This window comes from Duganella sp. CY15W (assembly GCF_009857555.1).
GTDB classification, from domain to species: domain Bacteria; phylum Pseudomonadota; class Gammaproteobacteria; order Burkholderiales; family Burkholderiaceae_D; genus Rugamonas; species Rugamonas sacchari.
In genome coordinates this window covers 228911-249390 of the sequence record NZ_WWCQ01000003.1, presented here as the reverse complement: position 1 = coordinate 249390, position 20480 = coordinate 228911, and the positions used below count along the sequence as shown (strand labels likewise).

The 20480-nt window shown below is 61.0% G+C and carries 16 protein-coding genes; 2 read left to right on the top strand and 14 right to left on the bottom strand.

The annotated features are described in order from the left end of the window. Positions 1-11: 11 nt before the first annotated feature. Genes GTP58_RS16105 through GTP58_RS16075 form a run of 7 tightly spaced genes read right to left on the bottom strand, consistent with a single transcriptional unit; the run spans position 12 to position 9092 of the window. Positions 12-1367, bottom strand: a complete 1356-nt coding sequence (locus GTP58_RS16105; protein WP_161078340.1) for an aspartate aminotransferase family protein — start codon at positions 1365-1367, stop codon at positions 12-14. After that, a complete protein-coding gene (locus tag GTP58_RS16100; protein WP_161078339.1) occupies positions 1364-2701 on the bottom strand; it encodes a glutamine synthetase family protein in 1338 nt (445 codons plus the stop codon). The genes GTP58_RS16105 and GTP58_RS16100 overlap by 4 nt, the downstream gene beginning before the upstream one ends. Positions 2702-2711: 10 nt before the next feature. Next, positions 2712-4073, bottom strand: a complete 1362-nt coding sequence (gene glnT, locus GTP58_RS16095) for a type III glutamate--ammonia ligase (protein ID WP_161078338.1) — start codon at positions 4071-4073, stop codon at positions 2712-2714. Then, positions 4055-5539, bottom strand: a complete 1485-nt coding sequence (locus GTP58_RS16090) for an aldehyde dehydrogenase (protein WP_161078337.1) — start codon at positions 5537-5539, stop codon at positions 4055-4057. The genes glnT and GTP58_RS16090 overlap by 19 nt, the downstream gene beginning before the upstream one ends. A 10-nt stretch (positions 5540-5549) precedes the next feature. Then, positions 5550-6938 (bottom strand): aspartate aminotransferase family protein, encoded by a 1389-nt coding sequence (locus GTP58_RS16085; RefSeq protein ID WP_161078336.1) that lies wholly within the window; start codon positions 6936-6938, stop codon positions 5550-5552. Positions 6939-6949: 11 nt separating this feature from the next. After that, positions 6950-8320 (bottom strand): glutamine synthetase family protein, encoded by a 1371-nt coding sequence (locus GTP58_RS16080; RefSeq protein ID WP_161078335.1) that lies wholly within the window; start codon positions 8318-8320, stop codon positions 6950-6952. A gap of 19 nt (positions 8321-8339) precedes the next feature. Next, positions 8340-9092 carry a gamma-glutamyl-gamma-aminobutyrate hydrolase family protein gene (locus GTP58_RS16075; protein ID WP_161078334.1) on the bottom strand — a complete coding sequence of 251 codons (753 nt, stop codon included), beginning with the start codon at positions 9090-9092 and terminating at the stop codon, positions 8340-8342. 95 nt (positions 9093-9187) lie between these two features. Between GTP58_RS16075 and GTP58_RS16070 the strand changes: the two genes are divergently transcribed. Further along, the gene (locus GTP58_RS16070) at positions 9188-10687 is read left to right on the top strand and encodes a PLP-dependent aminotransferase family protein (protein WP_161078333.1); all 1500 of its coding nucleotides are present in this window, start codon (positions 9188-9190) and stop codon (positions 10685-10687) included. Continuing rightward, on the top strand, positions 10684-11826 hold the full coding sequence (locus tag GTP58_RS16065; protein WP_161078332.1) for an MFS transporter: 1143 nt from the start codon (positions 10684-10686) through the stop codon (positions 11824-11826). Before GTP58_RS16070 ends, GTP58_RS16065 begins: the two co-directional genes overlap by 4 nt. On the opposite strand, the gene GTP58_RS16060 is transcribed toward GTP58_RS16065, so the two are convergent. Genes GTP58_RS16060 through nirD form a run of 7 tightly spaced genes read right to left on the bottom strand, consistent with a single transcriptional unit; the run spans position 11823 to position 20479 of the window. Beyond that, positions 11823-12659: an ABC transporter permease gene (locus GTP58_RS16060; RefSeq protein WP_161078331.1), complete on the bottom strand. Its 837-nt coding sequence runs from the start codon at positions 12657-12659 to the stop codon at positions 11823-11825. The two genes, GTP58_RS16065 and GTP58_RS16060, sit on opposite strands and share 4 nt — an antisense overlap. Next, a complete protein-coding gene (locus GTP58_RS16055; protein ID WP_161078330.1) occupies positions 12656-13561 on the bottom strand; it encodes an ABC transporter permease subunit in 906 nt (301 codons plus the stop codon). The genes GTP58_RS16060 and GTP58_RS16055 overlap by 4 nt, the downstream gene beginning before the upstream one ends. 11 nt (positions 13562-13572) lie before the next feature. Then, the gene (locus tag GTP58_RS16050; RefSeq protein WP_161078329.1) at positions 13573-14700 is read right to left on the bottom strand and encodes an ABC transporter ATP-binding protein; all 1128 of its coding nucleotides are present in this window, start codon (positions 14698-14700) and stop codon (positions 13573-13575) included. A gap of 54 nt (positions 14701-14754) precedes the next feature. Next, entirely contained in the window at positions 14755-16125 is a 1371-nt protein-coding gene (locus GTP58_RS16045; protein WP_161078328.1) for a glutamine synthetase family protein, read from the bottom strand. Between the two features lie 52 nt (positions 16126-16177). Then, positions 16178-18901 (bottom strand): nitrate reductase, encoded by a 2724-nt coding sequence (locus GTP58_RS16040; RefSeq protein ID WP_161078327.1) that lies wholly within the window; start codon positions 18899-18901, stop codon positions 16178-16180. A 19-nt stretch (positions 18902-18920) separates the two neighbouring features. Next, a complete protein-coding gene (locus GTP58_RS16035; protein ID WP_161078326.1) occupies positions 18921-20135 on the bottom strand; it encodes an NAD(P)/FAD-dependent oxidoreductase in 1215 nt (404 codons plus the stop codon). After that, entirely contained in the window at positions 20132-20479 is a 348-nt protein-coding gene (gene nirD / locus GTP58_RS16030; RefSeq protein WP_161078325.1) for a nitrite reductase small subunit NirD, read from the bottom strand. The genes GTP58_RS16035 and nirD overlap by 4 nt, the downstream gene beginning before the upstream one ends. Position 20480: the final 1 nt, after the last annotated feature.

The window sequence follows — 20480 nt, the reverse complement described above, 5'->3', positions numbered from 1 at the left end:
GCCCCGAATTTCTATAGGGCTGTCAGGCAGTCGTTGAATGCGCCCAGAAGTTGAGTTATGTCGGCGCTGGCCGTCTCTGGGCAAACCAGTAGCATGTTGTGGAAGGGTGTGATCAGCAGGCCTCGGTTGAGCAGGTAGAGGTGGATTGCTTGTTCCAGTTCGCCGTCCATGGCGGCGTGGGCCTCGGTGCCGTTGCGTGGCGCTGTGGCGCTGAACTGGAATTCGGTGCGGGCGCCGATTTGCGTGACGCACCATGGTAGCTGGTGGCGTGCGATTACTGCACGCAAACCGTCTGCTAGTTGGCCCGCCAGCGCGAACATGTGCTGGTAGGCCTGCTCGGTCATCACCTCTTCCAGGTTCGCGCGCATTGCCGCCATGGCGAACATGTTGGCGCTCAGTGTGGTGCCGACACCGGAGTGGCCCGGCGGGGCGCTGCGTTTGGCGTGTTCTACACGGCGCGCCAGTTCTTCCGTAAATCCATATACTGCGCAAGGGACGCCGCCGCCGATTGGCTTGCCGACGACCAGTGCATCTGGCTGCATGTTGTGCGCGCGGGCGTAACCGCCTGTGCCGCTGCTGATGGTGTGCGTTTCGTCGATCACCAGCAGCGTGCTATGGCGCTTGATGAGCTGCTGCGCGGCTTCCCAGTAGCCCGGCTGCGGCAGGACCATGCCGATGTTGGTCATTACCGGTTCGGCCAATACGCAAGCGACGTCTCCCTGCGCCAGTGCTGCCTCCAGCGCTGACAGGTCATTAAACTCCACCACAACCGTGTGGTCGGTCAGCTTGTGTACCTGGCCAAGCAGGCTATCACGCTGCGTCGGCACGCCGTCGACCAGGTCGACAAACACGTCATCCACAGTGCCGTGATAGCAGCCATTGAAAACCAGGACTTTGCTGCGCCCCGTTGCGGCACGCAGCCAGCGCAGTACGAATCGGTTGGCGTCGGACGCGGACAAGGCGAACTGCCAATATGGCAGGCCAAAACGCCGCGACAATTCGGCCGCGACTGGACCCGCATCTTCTGACGGCAGCATCGCCGTGTAGCCGCGCGCTGACTGGCGGGCGATGGCGCGCGCCACCGGCTGCGGCGCGTGGCCGAACATGGCGCCCGTGTCACCCAGGCAGAAGTCGACATACTCATGGCCATCCGCATCGCGGAAGCGGGCGCCCGAAGCTTCGCGGACGGTGAGCGGGAATGGCGTCGACCAATCGTTCATCCAGTGCATAGGCACGCCAAACAGCAGGTGCCGCGCGGCGTCTTCGGCCAACCGTGCCGATTCGGGATTGCGGGCGACATAGCTGGCCCGCTCCGCCGCAGCAAGCGCCTGCACGCGTTGCCAGTTCAGGCCTGCACGCGTGTTCATACCAGCAGCATCAAATGCTCGCGCTCCCACGAGCTGATTACGCGGCTGTAGGTGGCGAATTCCAGTTCCTTCACCTCGCAGAACGCCTGCACAAACAGCTCGCCCAGCATTTCGCTCAATGGCTTGCATTCGCGTAGACGCTGGATGGCATCTTCCAGATTGCGTGGCAGCTGGTCGTGCACGTGCTCCGCACTGCCTGAAGTCGGCGCAGATGGCTTGAGACCCTGCGTCATGCCGAGGTAGCCGCAGGCCAGCGTGGCAGCCATCGCCAGATAGGGGTTCACGTCCACGCCTGGTACGCGGTTTTCTACGCGCCGGTTAATCGGCGCGGAATTCGGCACGCGTATGCCGCACGTTCGATTGTCATAGCCCCAATGCACATTGGTGGGCGCCGACATGAAGCGCGACAGGCGACGGTAGGAATTCACATGCGGCGCAAACAGCAGGGTGGCAGGCGCAATATACTTTTCCAGCCCGGCGATATAGTTGAAGAACAAATCGCTGGCGTCGCCATCCTTGCGCGAGAAGATGTTATCGCCGCTGGTCGTATCAAGCACGCTCTGATGGATGTGCATTGCGCTGCCCGGCTCTGTCTCCATTGGCTTGGCCATGAAGGTGGCGAAGATCCCGTGCCGCAGCGCCGTCTCGCGCACGGCGCGCTTGAACAGGAACACGCGGTCGGCCAGTTCCAGCGCCTCGCCGTGCGTGAAGTTGATCTCCATTTGCCCCGCTCCCGCTTCATGGATCAGCGTCTCCACGCCGAGGTCATGCTGCTTGCAGAACGCCGATAGCTCAAGGAAGAAGGGATCGAAGTCATTCACCGCATCAATCGAGTAGGACTGTCGCCCCGATTCTGTTTTGCCGCTGCGGCCCATGGGTGGCGCCAGTGGCTCGTGCGGATTGCTGCTGCGGGCGACCAGATAAAACTCCATCTCCGGCGCCACATCCGGTTGCCAGCCTCGATCTTCGTACATCTTGAGCACTCTGCGCAGTACGGCGCGCGGCGACAGGCCTACCGGTGAGCCGTCGAAATTCTGGCAATCGTGGATCACCAGTGCGACGTTCTCCGCTGCCCATGGCACCTGCCGCAGCGTTGCCAGATCGGGAACGCAGATCATATCGGGATCGGTCGCGCCAACGTAGGGCAAGTTGTTCGGCTGTTCGCCGTTGACGGTGTTCAGCAACACACTTTTTGGCAAGCGCATTTCGCCTTCGCGGAGAAACAGATCCTTGGGCAGGATTTTTCCGCGCGCGATGCCAGTCATGTCCGCGATAACGCATTCCACTTCATGGATGTTGCGCTCGCGTAGAAAGTCCTTCATGGCCTGGCTCATCGCGCCCTCCTCAGAAGCGGTTTAGATAGCGCCCGGTTTCCCAGGCGCTGACGTGCTGACTGTACTCTATCCATTCAGCGCTTTTCAGCGCGGTGAATTCGTTGACGATGTTCGTGCCAAGCGCCTCGGTCAACACGCTGTCCGCCTTTAGCGCCGCTGCTGCCGCGCCCAGGTTTTGCGGCAGCAGTTGCAAACCCAAGCCGGCACGCTGCGCATCGCTCATCTCATAGACGTCATGATTAACTGGATCACCAGGATCAAGTTGACGGTCTATACCATCCAGTCCGGCCGCAATCACACCTGCGAGCGCGAGGTAAGGATTGGCGGCACTGTCAGGCAGGCGCCACTCGATACGCTGATGCACGGTGCGCGCCACTACCGTGCGATTATTGTCACCATAGCCGATGAAGGCCGGCGCCCAGCTTGTGCCGGACAACGACTGCCCGCACATCAGGCGCTTATATGAATTGACGGTCGGCGCGCACAGCGCTGTCAATGCCGGCGCATGACGTAGCAGACCTGCAAGGAACTGATAGCCCAGCGGCGAGAAACCCAGGTCACGGCCCTGCGGCTCCGCACTATCCGCCGCACCGTGAGCGAATATCTGCTTGCCATTCGCGTCAGCGAGCGACAAATGGAAATGCAGCCCGCTGCCGGGGCGCTCGGCAAATGGCTTGGGCATCATGGAGAACAGCATGCCCTCTTCTTCCGCAATGTGATGCGCGGCCATCTTGAACAGCATGAAGTTGTCCGCTGCGCGTAGTGCATCGGCGTAGTGATAATTGACTTCAAACTGGCCGGTCGCGTCTTCATGGTCAATCTGATAGACGCCAAGGCCACATTCATTCAGCGAGGTCGTGAGCTTGTCGAGGAAGGTGCGTTGACGCAGCAAGCTCCTGGTATCGTAGGATGGCTTCTCCAGCGCGTCATCAGCTTCGGCGTCATAGCCACCTGCGCTTTTTTGCAGCAGGAAGAACTCTGGTTCAAGGCCTGCATTCAGCGTCCAGCCACGGGCTGCCAATCGCGCTACCTGTTTGCGCAGGACTTGACGCGGGCAAGCATCAAACTGCTCGCCCGCCACATGGCCGTCCAGCACCACACGTGCATAACCGGGGAGCCACGGCATGGGCTGCAAGGTCGTCAGGTCCGCACGTCCATAGTATTCCGAGCGCGGACCATTGCGCGGCAAGCCTGTGCCCCAGATCGATGGCCCCGAAAAACCAGCCCCTGGCATGACGATATCGCCCAGATGCGCCAGTGGTACCAGCTTGCCTTTTGCCGCACCGTGAATATCCGTGAATTGCGCAAAGACGTAACGCACGCCTTGCGCCGCCAGCTCCGCTTGCAGTTCCGCTATCCTATTTGTATCCATGTAGTCTTCAATTCTGTGTACTTGTCAAAGGCGTGCAGCGACTTGTCGCGGCCATTGCCAGATTGCTTGTAGCCGCCAAAAGGCACGGTAATATCGTCACTGTCATACTGGTTGACGTGCACCGTCCCTGCACGCAGCGCGCGCGCTGTCTGTATCGCCCTGCTCATATCCGACGTCCACACGGCAGCATGCAGGCCGTAGCTGGTGGCATTCGCCTGCCGTACCGCCTCCCGCACATCGGTGAAACTCAACACTGACAGCACCGGCCCGAAGATTTCTTCACGCGCGATAGTCATGCTGCTGTCCACCTGATCGAACAGCGTTGGTTCGATGTAGAAGCCGCCCGTCTCGGTACGCGCCTGCTTGCCGCCTGCGAGCAGCTTGGCGCCATCCGCATGGCCGGATTCAATATAGCCCAACACGGTCTTGAGCTGCGTGGCATCGACGATCGCACCCATGATCGTGTTCTCGTCTAGCGGATCACCCGGTTCAAAGGCTGGCACCATGGCAAGCGCCTTCTCCATGAAGCGCTCTTTGATGGACGCCTCCACAAACAGGCGCGAAGGCGCATTGCAGCTCTCGCCCTGATTAAAGAAGATCGAACCGATGGCCGATTCCACCGCAGCGTCGAGATCCGGACAATCCGCACAAACGATGTTCGCCGATTTGCCACCCAGCTCCGTCCAGGCCCGCTTGAGATTCGACTGTCCCGCCATCTGCATGATCTGCTTGCCCACGCGCGTGGAACCGGTAAAGCCGATACAGTCCACATCCATATGCAGCGCCAGCGCCGATCCAGCCTCCGCACCGTAACCCGGCAGCACATTGAACACACCGGGTGGAATGCCTGCCTCCAGTGCAATTTCCGCCAGGCGCAATGCCGTCAACGGAGATTTCTCCGAAGGCTTGAGTATCACGCTATTGCCCGCTGCGAGCGCAGGTGCGATCTTCCACGACGCCATCAGCATCGGATAATTCCACGGCACGATGGCGGCCACCACGCCGACTGGTTCGCGCGTAATCAATGCCAGGCTGTTGGCTGGCGTTGGTGCGATCTCGTCATAGATCTTGTCAATCGCTTCGCCATACCAGCGGATGCAGTTGGCAGCGCCGCCAACATCCACCGTCTGGCTGTACTTGATGGGTTTCCCCATGTCCAGCGTCTCGAGCAGCGCCAGTTCCTGGCCGTACTTCTGCATCAGGTCAGCAAACTTGATCAGCACACGTTTGCGCTGCGCAGGCGACTTGCCTGCCCAGCGGCGGTCTTCAAACGCCGCGCGCGCCACTGCCACAGCCGCATCCACGTCAGCGCCATCGCAGCGCGCCACCATGCCCAGCTTGCGGCCGTCGATAGGCGACAGATTCTCGAACTGCTGTCCGGACTTTGCCCACACACGTTCGCCGTTGATGAAAGCGCGGCCATCTGCCTGGACGGCGGCAGCCTTGTCATGCCAGTTAATCGTCATCGTATTCTCCTTATACCCAGCCGCGTTCTTTCAGATCCGCGTAAGTCAGATCAAGGCAATGGCGTATCAGCGCCAGCATTTCGTCGATCTGCGCCGTGGTCAGCACCAGTGGTGGCGCGATAATCATGCGGTCGCCGACGGCACGCATGATCATGCCATTGCCGAACATGTAGCCACGGCAGATCATGCCGACCGCCTGAGATTCATCGAAGGCCACGTTGTCGTGTACCGTCGCGCCTTTGCTACGCACCAGGTTCAAGCCGGCCACAAAGCCGCAGCTGTTCGCGTAACCTACCAGCGGATGGTCCGCCAGCTCCGCAAAGCGCTTCTTCAGATAGGGTCCGGTGTCGTTGGCTACGCGGTCGATCAGTTTTTCATCTTCAATGATGCGGATATTTTCCAGCGCCGCAGCGCAAGCCACCGGGTGGCCGGAATACGTGAAGCCGTGATTGAACTCGCCGCCCTGTTCGATGAGCACCTTGGCAACGCGGTCGCCAACCAGCACGCCGCCCAGCGGCACATAACCGGAGGTGACGCCCTTGGCGAACGTAATCAGGTCCGGCTTGATGCCAAACAGCTCGGACGCGAACCAGCGGCCCACACGGCCAAAACCGCAAATCACTTCGTCCGCAATCAGCAGGATGCCGTACTTGTCGCAGATACGCTGTATCTCAGGCCAGTAAGTCGACGGTGGAATAATCACGCCGCCCGCGCCTTGAATCGGCTCGCCGATAAACGCCGCCACCTTCTCCGGTCCTACCTCCAGTATCTTCTTCTCCAGCCAGGAAGCAGCCTCGATGCCGAAGGCTTCCTCCGTCATGCCCTTGCCCGATTCCAGATAGTTAGGCTGTTCAATATGCACGATACCCGGTATCGGCAAGCCGCCCTGTTCGTGCATGCCTGACATGCCACCCAGCGAAGCACCGGCCATGGTACTGCCGTGATAAGCGTTGTGGCGGCTGATGATGGTGTGGCGCTCCTTGTAGCCCAGCACATCCCAATAACGGCGCACCATACGCACATTGGTGTCGTTGGCTTCCGAGCCGGAACCGGTAAAGTACACATGATTGAACTGCGGTGGCGAAATCTGCGCCAGCTTGGCCGCCAGCTCCACCGCCGGCAGGTTGGTGGTGTTGAAGAAGCTGTTATAAAACGGCAGCGTCTCCATCTGCTTGTACACCGCCTGCGAAATGCTGGTGCGGCCATAGCCCACATTCACGCACCACAGCCCCGACATGCCGTCGATGATTTTCTTGCCGTTCGAATCCCACAGATAAATGCCTTCGCCGCGCACCATCACGCGCGCGCCCTTCTCGCCCAAGGCCTTGTGATCGGTGAAGGGATGGATGTAGTGCGCCGTATCGAGCTTCTGGATAGCGCTGGTATCGTAGTTAGTCATAGACTGGCTCCTTAAACGTGCAGCAGCAGGTGCTCGCGCTCCCACGGGCTGATGACGGTCATGAATTCCTGATGTTCCAGATCCTTGATGGCGGCATAGACGTCAATAAAACGCTCGCCCAGTACCGTGCGCAGGCGGTCTTCCGCGCGCAGCGACTGCAGCGCTTCCGGCAAGCCTTGCGGCAGCTCGATCTTCAGGTCATAGGCGCTATCAGTGGTCATCGGCGTAGGATCAACCTGATCGATCATGCCAAGGTAGCCACAGGCCAGCGTGACCGCGAGCGCCAGATACGGATTGGCATCCGCGCCGATAATACGGTTCTCCACGCGGCGATCCTGCACGCCGGATTCCGGCACACGGAAGCCCACCGTACGGTTATCCATACCCCACTGAATATTGATCGGCGCCGCCGTGTGGCGCACGATGCGGCGATAGGAATTTACATATGGCGCCACAATCGCCATCGCCGACGGCATGTAGCGCTGCAAACCGCCGATGTAGTGCTTGAACAGCGGCGAGGCCGAGCCGTCATCTGCGCTGAAGATGTTCTTGCCGGTCTTGCTGTCCACCACACTTTGGTGCACGTGCATCGCCGATCCCGGTTCGCCAGCCATCGGCTTGGCCATGAAGGTCGCGTACATATCGTGCTTGAGCGCTGCTTCGCGCAAGGTGCGCTTGAAGAAGAACACCTTGTCCGCAAGACCCAACGGCTCGCCGTGCAGGAAGTTAATCTCCATCTGGCCTGCGCCGATTTCGTGAATCAGCGTATCGACGTCCAGATTCATTAGGTCGCAATAGTCGTAGATGTCTTCAAACAGCGGATCGAATTCATTCACCGCGTCGATGCTGTAGACCTGGCGGCTGGTTTCAGCACGGCCGCTACGGCCGATAGGCGGTTTCAGAGGCAGGTCAGGATCGCTGTTCTTGGCGGTCAGGTAGAACTCCAGTTCCGGCGCCACGACTGGCCTCCAGCCCTTGTCCGCGTACAGTTTGAGCACGCGGCGCAGCACGGAGCGCGGCGCAAAGTCGACCAGGCGGCCGTCTGCAAAATAGCAGTCATGGATCACCTGTGCGGTCGGATCGGTAGCCCACGGCACCATCGTGATGGTGGTCGGATCGGCCTTCAGGATCATGTCGCGGTCAGTGCTGGAGATGGCGCGGTCGTAGCCCGCGTCTTCCGTTGGATAGTTACCGGTCACGGTCATGCCCAGCACCGCCTCAGGAATACGCATGCCGCGCTCCTGTGTGAATTTACCGCGAGGGAGGATCTTCCCGCGTGCCACGCCAGTCAGGTCGGGCACCAGGCATTCAATTTCCGTGACGTGCTTCTCGTTCAGCCACAGGTCCATATCGGTGTAAGTAAAATTTTCTCGAATTGCCATTTGCTTCTCTCATTAGTTTTTATCGGGTGGCCTTGTAGGCGCGGCAGGCGTCGCCAAAGGCTCTGAATAATTTGACGGAGTCCGGGTTCTCGGAAAAGCGCCACTCTGGATGCCACTGTACCGCGAGCGAAAATCCTTTGGCGTCCGCCACACGGTAGGCTTCGACCAGGCCATCATCAGCGTGTGCTTCGGCCACGAGGCCAGGCGCCAGCCGGTGGATGCCTTGCCCGTGCAGCGAATTGACCATGATCTCGGCGGCTCCGCCCAGTATCTGCGTCATGCGCCCGCCAGGATCCAGCAGCACGCGGTGTGATGGTGCGTATTGCTGGTCCAGTGTGTGCTCCTTGTGCTCACGGTGATCGGCCATGCCAGGGACTGCATGCACCGCCTGATGCAGCGAACCGCCCAGCGCCACATTCACTTCCTGAAAGCCGCGGCAAATCGCCAGCATCGGAATACCGCGCTTGATGGCAGCGCGTATCAGCGGCAGTGTTGTGGCATCGCGGGCCGCATCTTGCGGCAGCGAAGGATCAAGTACGTCCTCGCCATATAAGCTGGCATGGACATTGGATGGAGAGCCGGTCAGCATGATGCCGTCGGCCAGCGCCAGTAGCGCTTCAAAGTCAGTGTTTGCGCCCAACGCAGGCACGATCAGCGGCGTGCAGTGCGCGCCGTCTGCCACCGCCGCCACATATTTAAGCTGCGCGGTGTGATACGGATGTGCGCCAATCCGATTGACGCACGCAGGAACCAAAACGATAGGGCTACGCATAGGAGCTTTCATCTATTTGATTTGACTCAATAATATGCTTTTTTTGGTATTATTGTTAGCACCACTTTTTGATCTTTGATAGAACCACTTTCCAGATGTCCCCAACTTCCGACCTGCTTGCGCACGCACTGGCGCAAACCAGTTTCCATCCTCGCCTATCGCAGCAACGCCGTCTTTATGAGGCAGCAAAGGATGCGATCCATCAGCAGCGTCTGGGGGCGGGCAGCAAGCTGCCGTCCAGCCGCGATCTCGCGCGTGATCTGGGCATCGCGCGCAATACCGTCATCGCCGCGTTTGAACAACTGGCAGCTGAAGGCTATGTCACCAGCGCACAAGGCAGTGGCACCTATGTGGCGGATTTGCAGGCACATAGCGCGTCCATGCGCGGCACTGGCGTGCAACCCAAAGGCCGGACGTCGGCACGCGCGGCGCCACGTGCTGCGCTGCTGTCAAAGCGCGGACAGGAATTGACCAGCTACGCGGCCGGCCCGCAATTCGAGATACAGCCTTTTGCAGCGGGTGATCCTGACTTTTCCACGTTCCCGTTCAAGCTGTGGCAACGGCTGCAAAACCGCGTCTGGCGCGAAGCCCGCAACGACCTGCTGGACTACGGCCAGTCCGGCGGTCATCTGCCACTGCGCCAGGCAATTACTGAATACCTGCGCATCTCACGCTCGGTCAAAGTAGAGGTTGAGCAGGTGATGATTACCGGCGGCACGCAGCAATCGCTGGACCTGTGCGCGCAATTGCTGGCCGATGCGGGCGATACCGCCTGGGTCGAGAATCCATGCTACTGGGGTGCGCGCCGCGTGTTCCAGGCGCGCGAACTGAAACTGCGGCCGGTCACGGTGGATGGCGACGGCATGGCGCTGAATGCATCCGACCTCGCCACCAAGCCGCGCCTGATCTACGTCACGCCATCGCACCAGTATCCAACGGGAGCGGTGATGAGCCTCGCACGCCGCCGCGAGCTGCTGGATGTCGCCGTGCGCAAGGACGCGTGGATACTGGAGGACGATTACGACAGCGAATTTCGCTACACCGGCCGGCCGCTGGCCGCGCTGCAAGGCCTGGATAACGATGACCGTGTGCTTTACATGGGCACCTTCTCCAAGGTGCTCTACCCCGGCATCAAGGTCGGTTATCTCGTGGTGCCGCCGGCCTTGATCCCCGCCTTCCGCAGCGCGCTGTATGACTTGCAGCGTCCCGGTCAACTGACCGTGCAGGCCACGCTGACGGACTTCATTACGCTGGGCCACTTCACCGCCCATGTGCGCAAGATCCGCCAGACCTACGGCGCGCGCCGCGAATTGCTGCGCCGTTTATTGGCGCAACGGCTGCCACAAGGCGTCACCATCTCCAAAGAAGAATCGGGCCTGCATCTTGTGATTGAACTGCCAGACCACGTTGACGACGTCGCCCTGGCTCAGCGTGCGGCCGCAGAGGAGATTTCCGTCAAGGCGCTGTCCACGTATTACATGAAGCCTCCAGTGCGGCGCGGCCTGCTGGTCGGCTACGCCTACTGTACGCCGGAACAGATCACCGACTACGGCCGCCAGCTGGGCGCCATCATCGCAGCGGAGGTGCACGCATGAAGAATATGCCATGGCGTGATTTCAGCGCACTCGTTGCCAGCATTGGCGTCGTCGGCCTGGGCTTGGGCGCCACCATTCCGCTCACCGCACTGACGCTGGACCAACGCGGTATCGGCTCCGGCATCATCGGCATCATGACGGCGAGCAGCGCGTTCGGCATTTTAGCCGCCGCGCCTTTCGTCTCGCGCTGGGTGGCAGGACACGGGCCGCGCGGCTGCATGATAGGCGCAATCATCATGGCTGCGCTGTCCACCGCGCTGATGGAAGCCACCGATAGCCTGCTGGCATGGGGCGTACTGCGTTTTATATTTGGCGCCTGCATGGGCGTGCTGTTCACCATCGGTGAAGCGTGGGTCAATAATCTGGCGCCGGAGAATTCTCGCGGGCGCGTGGTGGCGATGTACACCACGGCATTCACGCTATTCCAGCTGATCGGTCCCGCCATGGTGGCGGGCCTGAGCGGCAGCGTACCGCCATTTGCATCATGTGGCGCGCTGTTCCTGCTTGCCCTGCCCGGCATGCTGCTGATTAGCGGCGGCGCGCACGGCGACAAAGACGAACCACCGGTTGCTTGGCAGCGCATCCTGCCGCGCATGTGGATGATCGCCATTGGCGCCGCGTTCTTCGCCATGTTCGACACGGTGGCACTCAGCCTGCTGCCGCTGTACGCCATGCGCCACGGCATAGCGACCGAACTGGCGGTACTGTCGGCCACCGTGGTACTGGTCGGCGACACGGCCCTGCAATTCGCCTTCGGCTGGCTGGCCGACCATGTGGGCCGCCGCAAGGTGCACATCGGCTGTGGCATCGCCGTCTGCGTACTGCTGCCCATACTGCCTTTCGCTGCTGGTACGCCATGGCTGTGGTGGACGCTGCTGCTGGTGCTGGGCGCCGTGGCTGGCGCGATCTATATGCTGTCGCTGGTCGCCTGCGGCGAGCGCTTCGACGGCCAATCGCTGGTTGCAGCCAGCGCGGTGGTCAACGCCAGCTGGGGCATTACCAGCGCCGGCGGACCTTTGGTGACGGGAGTGCTCATGCAAACGGCGGGCATCAATGCGCTGCCCGCCGTTCTGTGGTGTGGCGCCGCAATCTTCATTGCCAGCGCCTTCTGGGAGTATCGCCAGGGTTACAAGGATTAACCCTTGGCGGCGTTGGAGATCTGCTTCTGGCGCAGACGCTCGGCGCGGGCGATGTACAGACTGGAAGCGATCACGCCAATCGACACTACCAGAATCGTCAGCGCCGCCACCGCATTCACGCGTGGATCGAGGCCCAGGCGCGCGCGCGAGAAAATCACGATCGGCATTGTCGACGAGCCAGGGCCGGACAGGAAGGCCGACAGCACCACATCATCCAGCGACAGCGTGAACGTCAGCAGCCATGCGGAACCCAGCGCCTGCTTGATATTCGGCAGCGTCACCAGGAAGAACACCTGGAACGGACGGCAGCCCAGATCCATGGCCGCTTCTTCCAGCGACTTGTTCATCTCCTGCAAACGCGATTGCACCACCACGGTAGCATAGGCCATGCCCAGCAGCGTGTGGCCCAGCCAGATGGTGACCAGGCCACGCTCCGGGAAGCCGAACATCTTCTGCACCGACACCAGCATCAGCAGCAGCGACAGGCCGATAATCACCTCGGGCATCACCAGCGGTGCGCTCACCATGCCAGTGAACAGCGTGCGGCCGGCGAAGCGCTGATAGCGGTCCAGCACGAAGGCGGCAAAGGTACCGAGGATCACCGAGCCGCAAGCCGTCAGCAGCGCAATGCGCAGCGACAGGCCAAAACCGCTGATGATTTCCTGGTCGCTCAGCAGCGCCGTGTACCACTGCGTCGAGAAACCGCTCCACACCATGTCCTGGCGCGAGCTGTTAAACGAGAACACCACCAGCACCACAATCGGGATGTACAGGAACAGATAGCCGAGCGACAGCCAGCCACGCCCAAACCAGCGTTGCAGGAAGTTGGTCATTTACGGCCTCCCTGCTCTGCCTGATATTTGTTGAAGATCGCCATTGGTACAAGAATCAGCAGGATCACCACCACCGTCACCGAAGACGCCAGCGGCCAATCGTTATTGGTAAAGAATTCGTCCCACAGCTGGCGGCCGATCATCAGCGTCTCAGGACCGCCCAGCAGTTCCGGAATCACGTACTCGCCCACGGCGGGAATGAACACCAGCATAGTGCCGGCGATGATGCCCGACTTCGACAGCGGCACGGTGATGCGCCAGAAGGTCTGCCACGGCGTTGCGCCCAGGTCGGCCGCCGCCTCCAGGAAGCGCAGGTCCATCTTCACCAGGTTGGCGTACAGCGGCAGGATCATGAACGGCAGGTACGCGTACACCATGCCGATGATGAGCGAGAACTGCGTGTTCATCAGATGCAGCGGTTCGGTAATCACGCCAATATCGATCAGGAAGCTGTTGAGGATACCGTTGTTGGCCAGGATGCCCTTCCACGCGTAGATACGCAGCAGGAAGGAAGTCCAGAACGGCATCATCACCATCATCAGCAGCACCGGACGCAGCGTCGGCTTGGCGCGCGCCATGAAGTAGGCGAACGGATAGCCGATGATCAGGCACAGCGCCGCAGTAATCGCAGCGAACTTGAGCGAGTTCAGATACGTCAGCGCATACAGCTCATCTTCTGCGATAAACAGGTAATTGGCGATTTTGACTTTCAGCGTCAGCACACCATCGGCCACGGTCATCAGCGTGCCGAAAGGATTGCCACCATTGCTATCCAGATCGGTGAAGCTGATACGCAGCACAATCAGGAACGGGACCAGGAAGGCAAACGACAGCCACACGAAAGGCACGCCGATCACCAGGCTGCGGCCCGGATTCTTGAACAGGTTCTTGAGGAAGTTCATCACGGCCTGCCTTAGCGGGTCAGCACGACGACATCGGAGCCGTCCCACCATGCATACACGCGCTGATCGCGCTTGAGTGCCGATTCATCGTGACGCGCCGCATTGGTACGCGACACCTTGAGCACCATGCCGCTGTCCAGCGTGATGTGATAGCTGGTCTCGTTGCCGAAGTAAGCGATGCCACTGACCACACCCTGCACGCAGTTATAGCCGTGTTCCACCGCCTTGGCGCGCTGCTCTTGCGTTGGCGCTTCGGTTTGCAGCGCGATCTTCTCGGGACGCACCGCCACCGATACCGGCATGCCCATGGTGCCGGTAATGCCGTGGGTGACGTAGTGCTTGCCCTCCGGCGTATCGATGATGACGTGGTCCGCTTCATCGACAGCGACGCTGCCGTTGAACAGATTGACGCTGCCGATAAAGTCGGCAACGAAGCGGCAATTCGGCGTTTCGTAGATCTCGTCCGGCGCACCAACCTGCAAAATGCGGCCAGCGCTCATGACGGCGATGCGGGTGGCCATGCTCATGGCCTCGTCCTGGTCGTGGGTCACCATCACGCAGGTCACGCCCACTTCTTCGATGATGCTGACCAGTTCCATCTGCGTGCGCTCGCGCAGCTTCTTATCCAGTGCGCCCAGCGGCTCGTCCAGCAGCAGCAACTGCGGACGCTTGGCCAGCGAACGCGCCAGCGCCACGCGCTGCTGCTGGCCGCCCGACAGCTGGTGCGGTTTGCGTTTGGCGTATTCGGTCAGCTGCACCAGCGACAGCATCTTTTCCACGCGCGATGCGATTTCGTCCTTCGGCAGGCCGTCGCGGCGTAGGCCGAAAGCGATGTTGTCCCAGACCGACAGGTGCGGGAACAGCGCATACGACTGGAACATCATGTTAATAGGGCGCTGGTATGGCGGTACGCTGACGATGTCCTGGCCGGCCAGCGTAATGCTGCCGGAGGTAGGCGTCTCAAAGCCTGCCAGCATGCGTAACAGCGTCGACTTGCCGCAGCCCGAGCTGCCCAGCAGTGCGAAGATTTCGCCCTTGTTGATCGCGACCGAGACGTCATTGACGGCACGGACGCCGTCGAATTCCTTAACCAGGTTGCGGATCAGGAGGAAAGGTTCAGCAGCTCGCTCTATGGTCATGTTATTAAAAAAGTAAAATAATATTTGCCGAACCGGTGATTATAAAGGCAGCGCTCAAACATGCAGCAATAAGTGTTCCCGCTCCCACGGGCTGATGACCGTCATGAACTCCTGGTGTTCCAGTTCCTTGATCGCGGTGTAGACGTCGATAAAGCGCTCGCCCAGCACATCACGCAGCCGGTCCTCTTGCCGCAACAGCGTGAGCGCCTGCGGCAGGCCTTGCGGCAGCTCGTATAAATGGTCGTAGGCGCTGCCGGTGTACATGGGCGTCGGCTCCAGCTGGTCGACCAGGCCCAGATAGCCGCACGCCAGCGTCACCGCCATCGCCAGATAGGGATTGGCGTCCGCGCCGATGATGCGGTTTTCCACGCGCCGCTGCTCCACACCGGAGATGGGGATGCGGAAGCCCACGGTGCGGTTATCCATGCCCCACTGGATGTTGATAGGCGCCGCCGTGTGGCGCACGATGCGGCGATACGAGTTCACATACGGCGCCAGTATCGCCATCGCGGCTGGCGTATAGCGCTGCAGGCCGCCGATATAGTGGCGGAAGTGCGGCGATGGCGAACCGTCCGGCAGGTTGAAGATATTGCGGCCCGTGGCGGTGTCGCTCACGCTTTGATGCACGTGCATGGCCGATCCGGGTTCTCCCGCCATCGGCTTGGCCATGAAGGTGGCGTACATATGGTGCTTGAGCGCCGCCTCGCGCAAGGTGCGCTTGAAGTAGAACACATTGTCGGCCAGCGCCATTGCATCGCCGTGCTGAAAGTTAAGGCCCATCTGGCCCGCGCCGGTTTCGTGGATCAGCGTGTCCACGTCGAGATTCATGAGCGCGCAGTAGTCGTAGATATCTTCAAACAGCGGATCGAATTCATTGACGGCGTCGATGCTGTAGACCTGACGCGTGGTTTCGGAACGGCCGCTGCGGCCTATCGGTGCTTTCAGCGGCAGATCGGGATCGATGTTTTTTTCGGTGAGATAGAACTCCAGCTCCGGCCCCACCACTGGCGTCCAGCCTTTGTCCGCATACAGTTTCAGCACACGGCGCAGCACGGAGCGCGGCGCGAAGTCCACCAACGTGCCGTCGGCGAAATAGCAGTCGTGGATCACCTGCGCGGTGGGGTCGATGGCCCACGGCACGGTGGTAATGCTGCCGGGGTCCGCGCGCAGGATCATGTCGCGGTCCGTGTTGGAAATGGCGCGGTCGTAGGCCGGGTCTTCGGTCGGGTAGTTGCCGGTGACGGTCATGCCCAGCACCGCTTCCGGAATACGCATGCCGCGGTCCTGCGTAAATTTGGCGCGCGGCAGAATCTTACCGCGTGCAACGCCTGTCAAATCAGGCACCAGACATTCGATTTCAGTGACTCGATTATCGTTGAGCCACTGGTCCATATCAGCATCGGAGAAGTTTTCACGGATAGACATGCGCGCGCTCTTTTTCTGTGATCCAGCGATCGACAGGCCTAGCTTACCATAATCACAACCTTATTTCTGCTGCCTCCGTGCGGGTTTGTACCAGTATCTTCTTGATCTCCGGGACGCAGGAACCGCAATTGCCGCCTGCTTTCAGGCAGGCTGTCACCTCCGGCACCGTCTTCAGATCCTTTTCGCGGATGGCGTTGCAGATGGTGTTGCGGCCGACGCCAAAGCAAGAGCACACGGTAGGCCCGGTATCCGCGCCCTTCTCCACCGGCATGCCGACCAGCAGGCCAACGCGATCGATCTCACTCAGTTGTTCTTTGACGAACAGGCTGGCCAGCCAGGCACGCGATGGCATGTCCTGGCGCGGCGACATGAAAATACATTGTTCGATGCGGTCGTTCACCACGTGCACGGCACGGTACACGCCAGCGGTCTTGTCCTCGTACTCCAGCCAGTCGGCATCGGGATCGTCGACACCCAACAGGCCGCGCGCCCAACCGCTGTAGTCCTTGACGGTGTTGCGGCCCGCGAGTTCGTAGCGCGCGAACTCGCGACCCTGAATGCGCGTCCAGTGGGCGACGCTGTCGAGGTTCACCGCGTCGCGACTCAGGATGAAACCATGCCAGTTGACGCGGAACTGCTCCACGCGCACCGGCGTGTGTTTGAATTCCGGTTCGCCGGAGACAGGATCAACGACCGGATTAACCAGCGCGCCCACGCGGGCATCCGACGCGTTCTGTCCGTTCCAGTGGATGGGGATGAATACACTGCCGCGCGGGATGCCGCCGCCGTGCTGCACGCGCGCCACCATGGCGCCCCATTCCGACGTGACGCGCGCCAGTTCACCGTCACGCACGCCGCTCAGGAGCGCATCCTGCGGATGCATGTCGACAAAGGATTCAGCGATATGGTCGGCCAGCGTGGCGGACTTTCCAGTGCGGGTCATGGTGTGCCATTGGTCGCGCACACGACCCGTGTTCAGCGACAGCGGGTAGTCCTCGCTGACGGCATGTTTCGGCAGGCGCGGCACGGTGGCGATGAAGCGTGCCTTGCCATCCGTATGGGCGAACACATGATCTTCGAACAGGCGCACATCCACTTGCAGCTCGCCGTTGGCGGTGCGGCGCACCGGCCACTGCGTCGGCTCCAGTTCATCGTACTGGCGTTGATTCAGGCCGCCAAGGCCCGACATATCGAAAGCGCGCGGGACATCTCCAACCGCGTTGCGGAAACCGCTCAGGCGCGCATGTTCGTCAAACACGCCGTGCTGGCCGCAGAAATCAAAGCCGCTGTAGCCCATACGCTGTGCGAACAGCGACAGGATTTTCCAGTCTGGCAGTGCTTCGCCCGGCGCGGGCAGAAAGGCGCGCTGGCGTGAGATGCGGCGTTCGGAATTGGTCACCGTGCCATCCTTCTCGCCCCAGCCCAGCGCCGGCAGCAGGACGTCGGCATAGGCCGTGGTATCAGTGTCCTGCATGATATCGCTGGAGATCACCAGCTCGCACCTGTCGAGCGCGCGGCGCACCTGGTCAGCGTCGGGCAGGCTGACGACGGGATTGGTGGCGATGACCCAGACCGATTTGACCTTGCCGTCCTCAATCGCCTTGAACAGATCAACCGCTTTCAGGCCGCCCTTGTCTGCCATCGCTGGCGACTCCCAGAAGGTCTGCACGACATCGCGATGTTCGGCACGCTCCAGATCCATGTGCGCCGCCAGCATGTTGGCCAGCCCGCCGACTTCACGGCCGCCCATGGCGTTCGGCTGGCCAGTGATGGAGAACGGTCCCATGCCGGGCCTGCCGATACGGCCACCAACCAGGTGGCAGTTGATGATGGCGTTGGCTTTGTCCGTGCCTGCCGACGACTGGTTCACCCCCATCGAATACGCGGTGATGGTTTTGCGCGTGGCGGCGAACAGTTCGTAGAACTCCATCAGCACCGGCAGCTCGATGCGGCAGATCTTTGCCACCACGGCCGGATCGGCGCAGTCTGCGTGGGCGACGTCGAGCGCTGCTTCGAAGCCGTTGGTATGCTGCTCGATGAAGCGCGGATCGACAGCACCGATGCGCGACAGATAACTCAGCAAGCCATTGAACAGCCACACGTCGGTACCGGCTTTCACGGGCAGGTGAAGGTCCGCCAGCTCGCAGGTCGCGGTGCGGCGTGGATCGACCACCACCAGCTTCATTTCCGGCCGCGCTTCTTTGGCTTTCAGGATGCGCTGGAACAGGATCGGGTGGCACCATGCAGTATTGGAGCCGACCAGCACGACCAGATCGGCCAGCTCCAGATCATCGTAGCAGACCGGCACCAGGTCTTCGCCGAACGCGCGCTTGTAGCCCGCCACGGCGGACGACATGCACAGGCGCGAGTTGGTGTCGATATTGGCGCTGCCGACGTAGCCCTTCATGAGCTTATTGGCGACGTAATAGTCCTCGGTGAGCAGCTGGCCGGAAACGTACAGCGCGACCGCATCGGGGCCATGTTCGGCGATGATGCGCCGCCATTCGCCAGCGACTTTGTCCAGCGCTTCATCCCACGATACGCGGCGCAGGCCATCGGCCTCGCGCAGCTGTGGGTACAGCAGACGGCCTTCCAGGCCGACCGTCTCGCCCAATGCCGAGCCTTTGACGCACAGGCGCCCTTTATTCGCCGGATGCAGCTTGTCGCCTGCAATGGCGAAGCTGCCGTCGTCCTTTGGCGTGGCTTGCACGCCGCAGCCCACGCCGCAGTAGGCACAGGTGGTACGGACAGCCAGATGGTCGGTAGACAGGTTCAAGATGCTTCTCGCTTTGGTTCTAGGCAGCCCGGGTGGACAGGGCTTCGCCAAATAACAGGGTCTGCCGGATTGGTGTGATGTCGCTGCGGTTCTGGATCAGGTTGAAGTACCACGGCCCGTCCTTGACATCGCCATACAGCACGGCGCCAGTGACTCGGTTATCTTTCAGTACCAGCCGCTTGTAGACACCGCGGCGGGCGTCGCGCAGCACCAGGTCTTCGCTGCCCTCGCCACCGATGAAGTCCCCCACCGAGTACAGCTCCACGCCCGTCACCTTCAAGCGGGTTGGCGACGTCGATTGGACATAGCGACGAACGCCGGCACCGGCGAGGTGCGCGCCGCATACGCGGGTCTGGTCCCAGATTGGCGCCACAAGGCCAAAGGTAGCGCTGCGGTGCTGCACGCATTCGCCAACCGCATAGACGCGCGGATCGTAGGTTTGCAGCGTGTCGTCAACCACAATCGCGCGTTCGCAGTGCAGACCAGCGGATTTGGCCAGCTCAATGTTCGGGCGTACGCCCGCAGTCATGACAACCAGGTCCGCAGGAATCTCCGTGCCATCCTTGAAGCGCACACCTGTTACGCGGTCCAGGCCAAGGATTTCTTCCGTCTGCGCGCCCATCATGAACCTGAGCCCCTTGGCTTCCAGCGTTTTTTGCAGCAGCAGCGCGGCAGGTTTGTCGAGCTGCTGGTTCATCAGCGTATCGGTCACATGGATCACGGTGACGCTCATGCCCTGACGCTGCAAGCCATTTGCCGCCTCCAGTCCCAGCAGGCCACCGCCGATAACGACAGCATTGCGGTGATTGCGCGCCATCGCCAGCATCTTCTCGACATCCTGAATGTCGCGGAAGGCCAGCACACCGTTCAACTGGTGGCCGGGCACAGGAATGATGAAAGGCTTGGAGCCGGTGGCGATCAGCAAACGGTCGTAGCGCACTTCCAGCCCGGAACGGGCGCGCACGATGCGCTGGCGGCGGTCAATATGCGTCACCGGGTCGCCGGCGTGCAGCGTGATGTTGTGCTGTTCATACCACTCACGCGTGTTGAGCATGATGTCGTCAATGCTCTTCTCGCCCGCCAGCACTGGCGACAGCAGGATGCGGTTGTAATTACCGTGCGGCTCGGCGCCAAACACCGTGATGTCGTACATATCCGGCGCAAGCTTGTACAGCTCCTCGACCGTACGCATGCCGGCCATGCCGTTGCCGATCACGACCAGCGCGGGTTTCATAGACCGACCCAGACTTTGCCGCCGTCGATGCGGACAGGATAAGTACCAACGGAATACTCGGGCGCTTCCAGGCACTCGCCTGTTTGCAGGTCGAAGTGCTGCTTGTAGATTGGCGACGCCACGACAATACGCTCCCCAAGCGAGCCGACCAGGCCACGCGACAGCACCGAGGCCTGGGAATTCGGATCGTAGTTATCGATGGCGAATACACGCGGGCCGCCATCGTCCACATGGAACACGGCCACCTGTGCTTCGTTCAGCAAGGCACACACGCCGGTGTTAGGCACGATATCGTCCAGGTCACACACGGCGATCCAGTGATCGGTTTGAATATCACGATGCATG

What these genes read in the sequence shown, in the direction of transcription:
- GTP58_RS16035 (WP_161078326.1), bottom strand. Translation starts at nt 20,135, where the DNA reads ATGAAACCCGCGCTGGTCGTGATCGGCAACGGCATGGCCGGCATGCGT.
- GTP58_RS16105 (WP_161078340.1), bottom strand. Translation starts at nt 1,367, where the DNA reads ATGAACACGCGTGCAGGCCTGAACTGGCAACGCGTGCAGGCGCTTGCT.
- GTP58_RS16080 (WP_161078335.1), bottom strand. Translation starts at nt 8,320, where the DNA reads ATGGCAATTCGAGAAAATTTTACTTACACCGATATGGACCTGTGGCTG.
- GTP58_RS16085 (WP_161078336.1), bottom strand. Translation starts at nt 6,938, where the DNA reads ATGACTAACTACGATACCAGCGCTATCCAGAAGCTCGATACGGCGCAC.
- glnT (WP_161078338.1), bottom strand. Translation starts at nt 4,073, where the DNA reads ATGGATACAAATAGGATAGCGGAACTGCAAGCGGAGCTGGCGGCGCAA.
- nirD (WP_161078325.1), bottom strand. Translation starts at nt 20,479, where the DNA reads ATGCATCGTGATATTCAAACCGATCACTGGATCGCCGTGTGTGACCTG.
- GTP58_RS16100 (WP_161078339.1), bottom strand. Translation starts at nt 2,701, where the DNA reads ATGAGCCAGGCCATGAAGGACTTTCTACGCGAGCGCAACATCCATGAA.
- GTP58_RS16070 (WP_161078333.1), top strand. Translation starts at nt 9,188, where the DNA reads ATGTCCCCAACTTCCGACCTGCTTGCGCACGCACTGGCGCAAACCAGT.
- GTP58_RS16065 (WP_161078332.1), top strand. Translation starts at nt 10,684, where the DNA reads ATGAAGAATATGCCATGGCGTGATTTCAGCGCACTCGTTGCCAGCATT.
- GTP58_RS16045 (WP_161078328.1), bottom strand. Translation starts at nt 16,125, where the DNA reads ATGTCTATCCGTGAAAACTTCTCCGATGCTGATATGGACCAGTGGCTC.
- GTP58_RS16050 (WP_161078329.1), bottom strand. Translation starts at nt 14,700, where the DNA reads ATGACCATAGAGCGAGCTGCTGAACCTTTCCTCCTGATCCGCAACCTG.
- GTP58_RS16055 (WP_161078330.1), bottom strand. Translation starts at nt 13,561, where the DNA reads ATGAACTTCCTCAAGAACCTGTTCAAGAATCCGGGCCGCAGCCTGGTG.
- GTP58_RS16090 (WP_161078337.1), bottom strand. Translation starts at nt 5,539, where the DNA reads ATGACGATTAACTGGCATGACAAGGCTGCCGCCGTCCAGGCAGATGGC.
- GTP58_RS16060 (WP_161078331.1), bottom strand. Translation starts at nt 12,659, where the DNA reads ATGACCAACTTCCTGCAACGCTGGTTTGGGCGTGGCTGGCTGTCGCTC.
- GTP58_RS16075 (WP_161078334.1), bottom strand. Translation starts at nt 9,092, where the DNA reads ATGCGTAGCCCTATCGTTTTGGTTCCTGCGTGCGTCAATCGGATTGGC.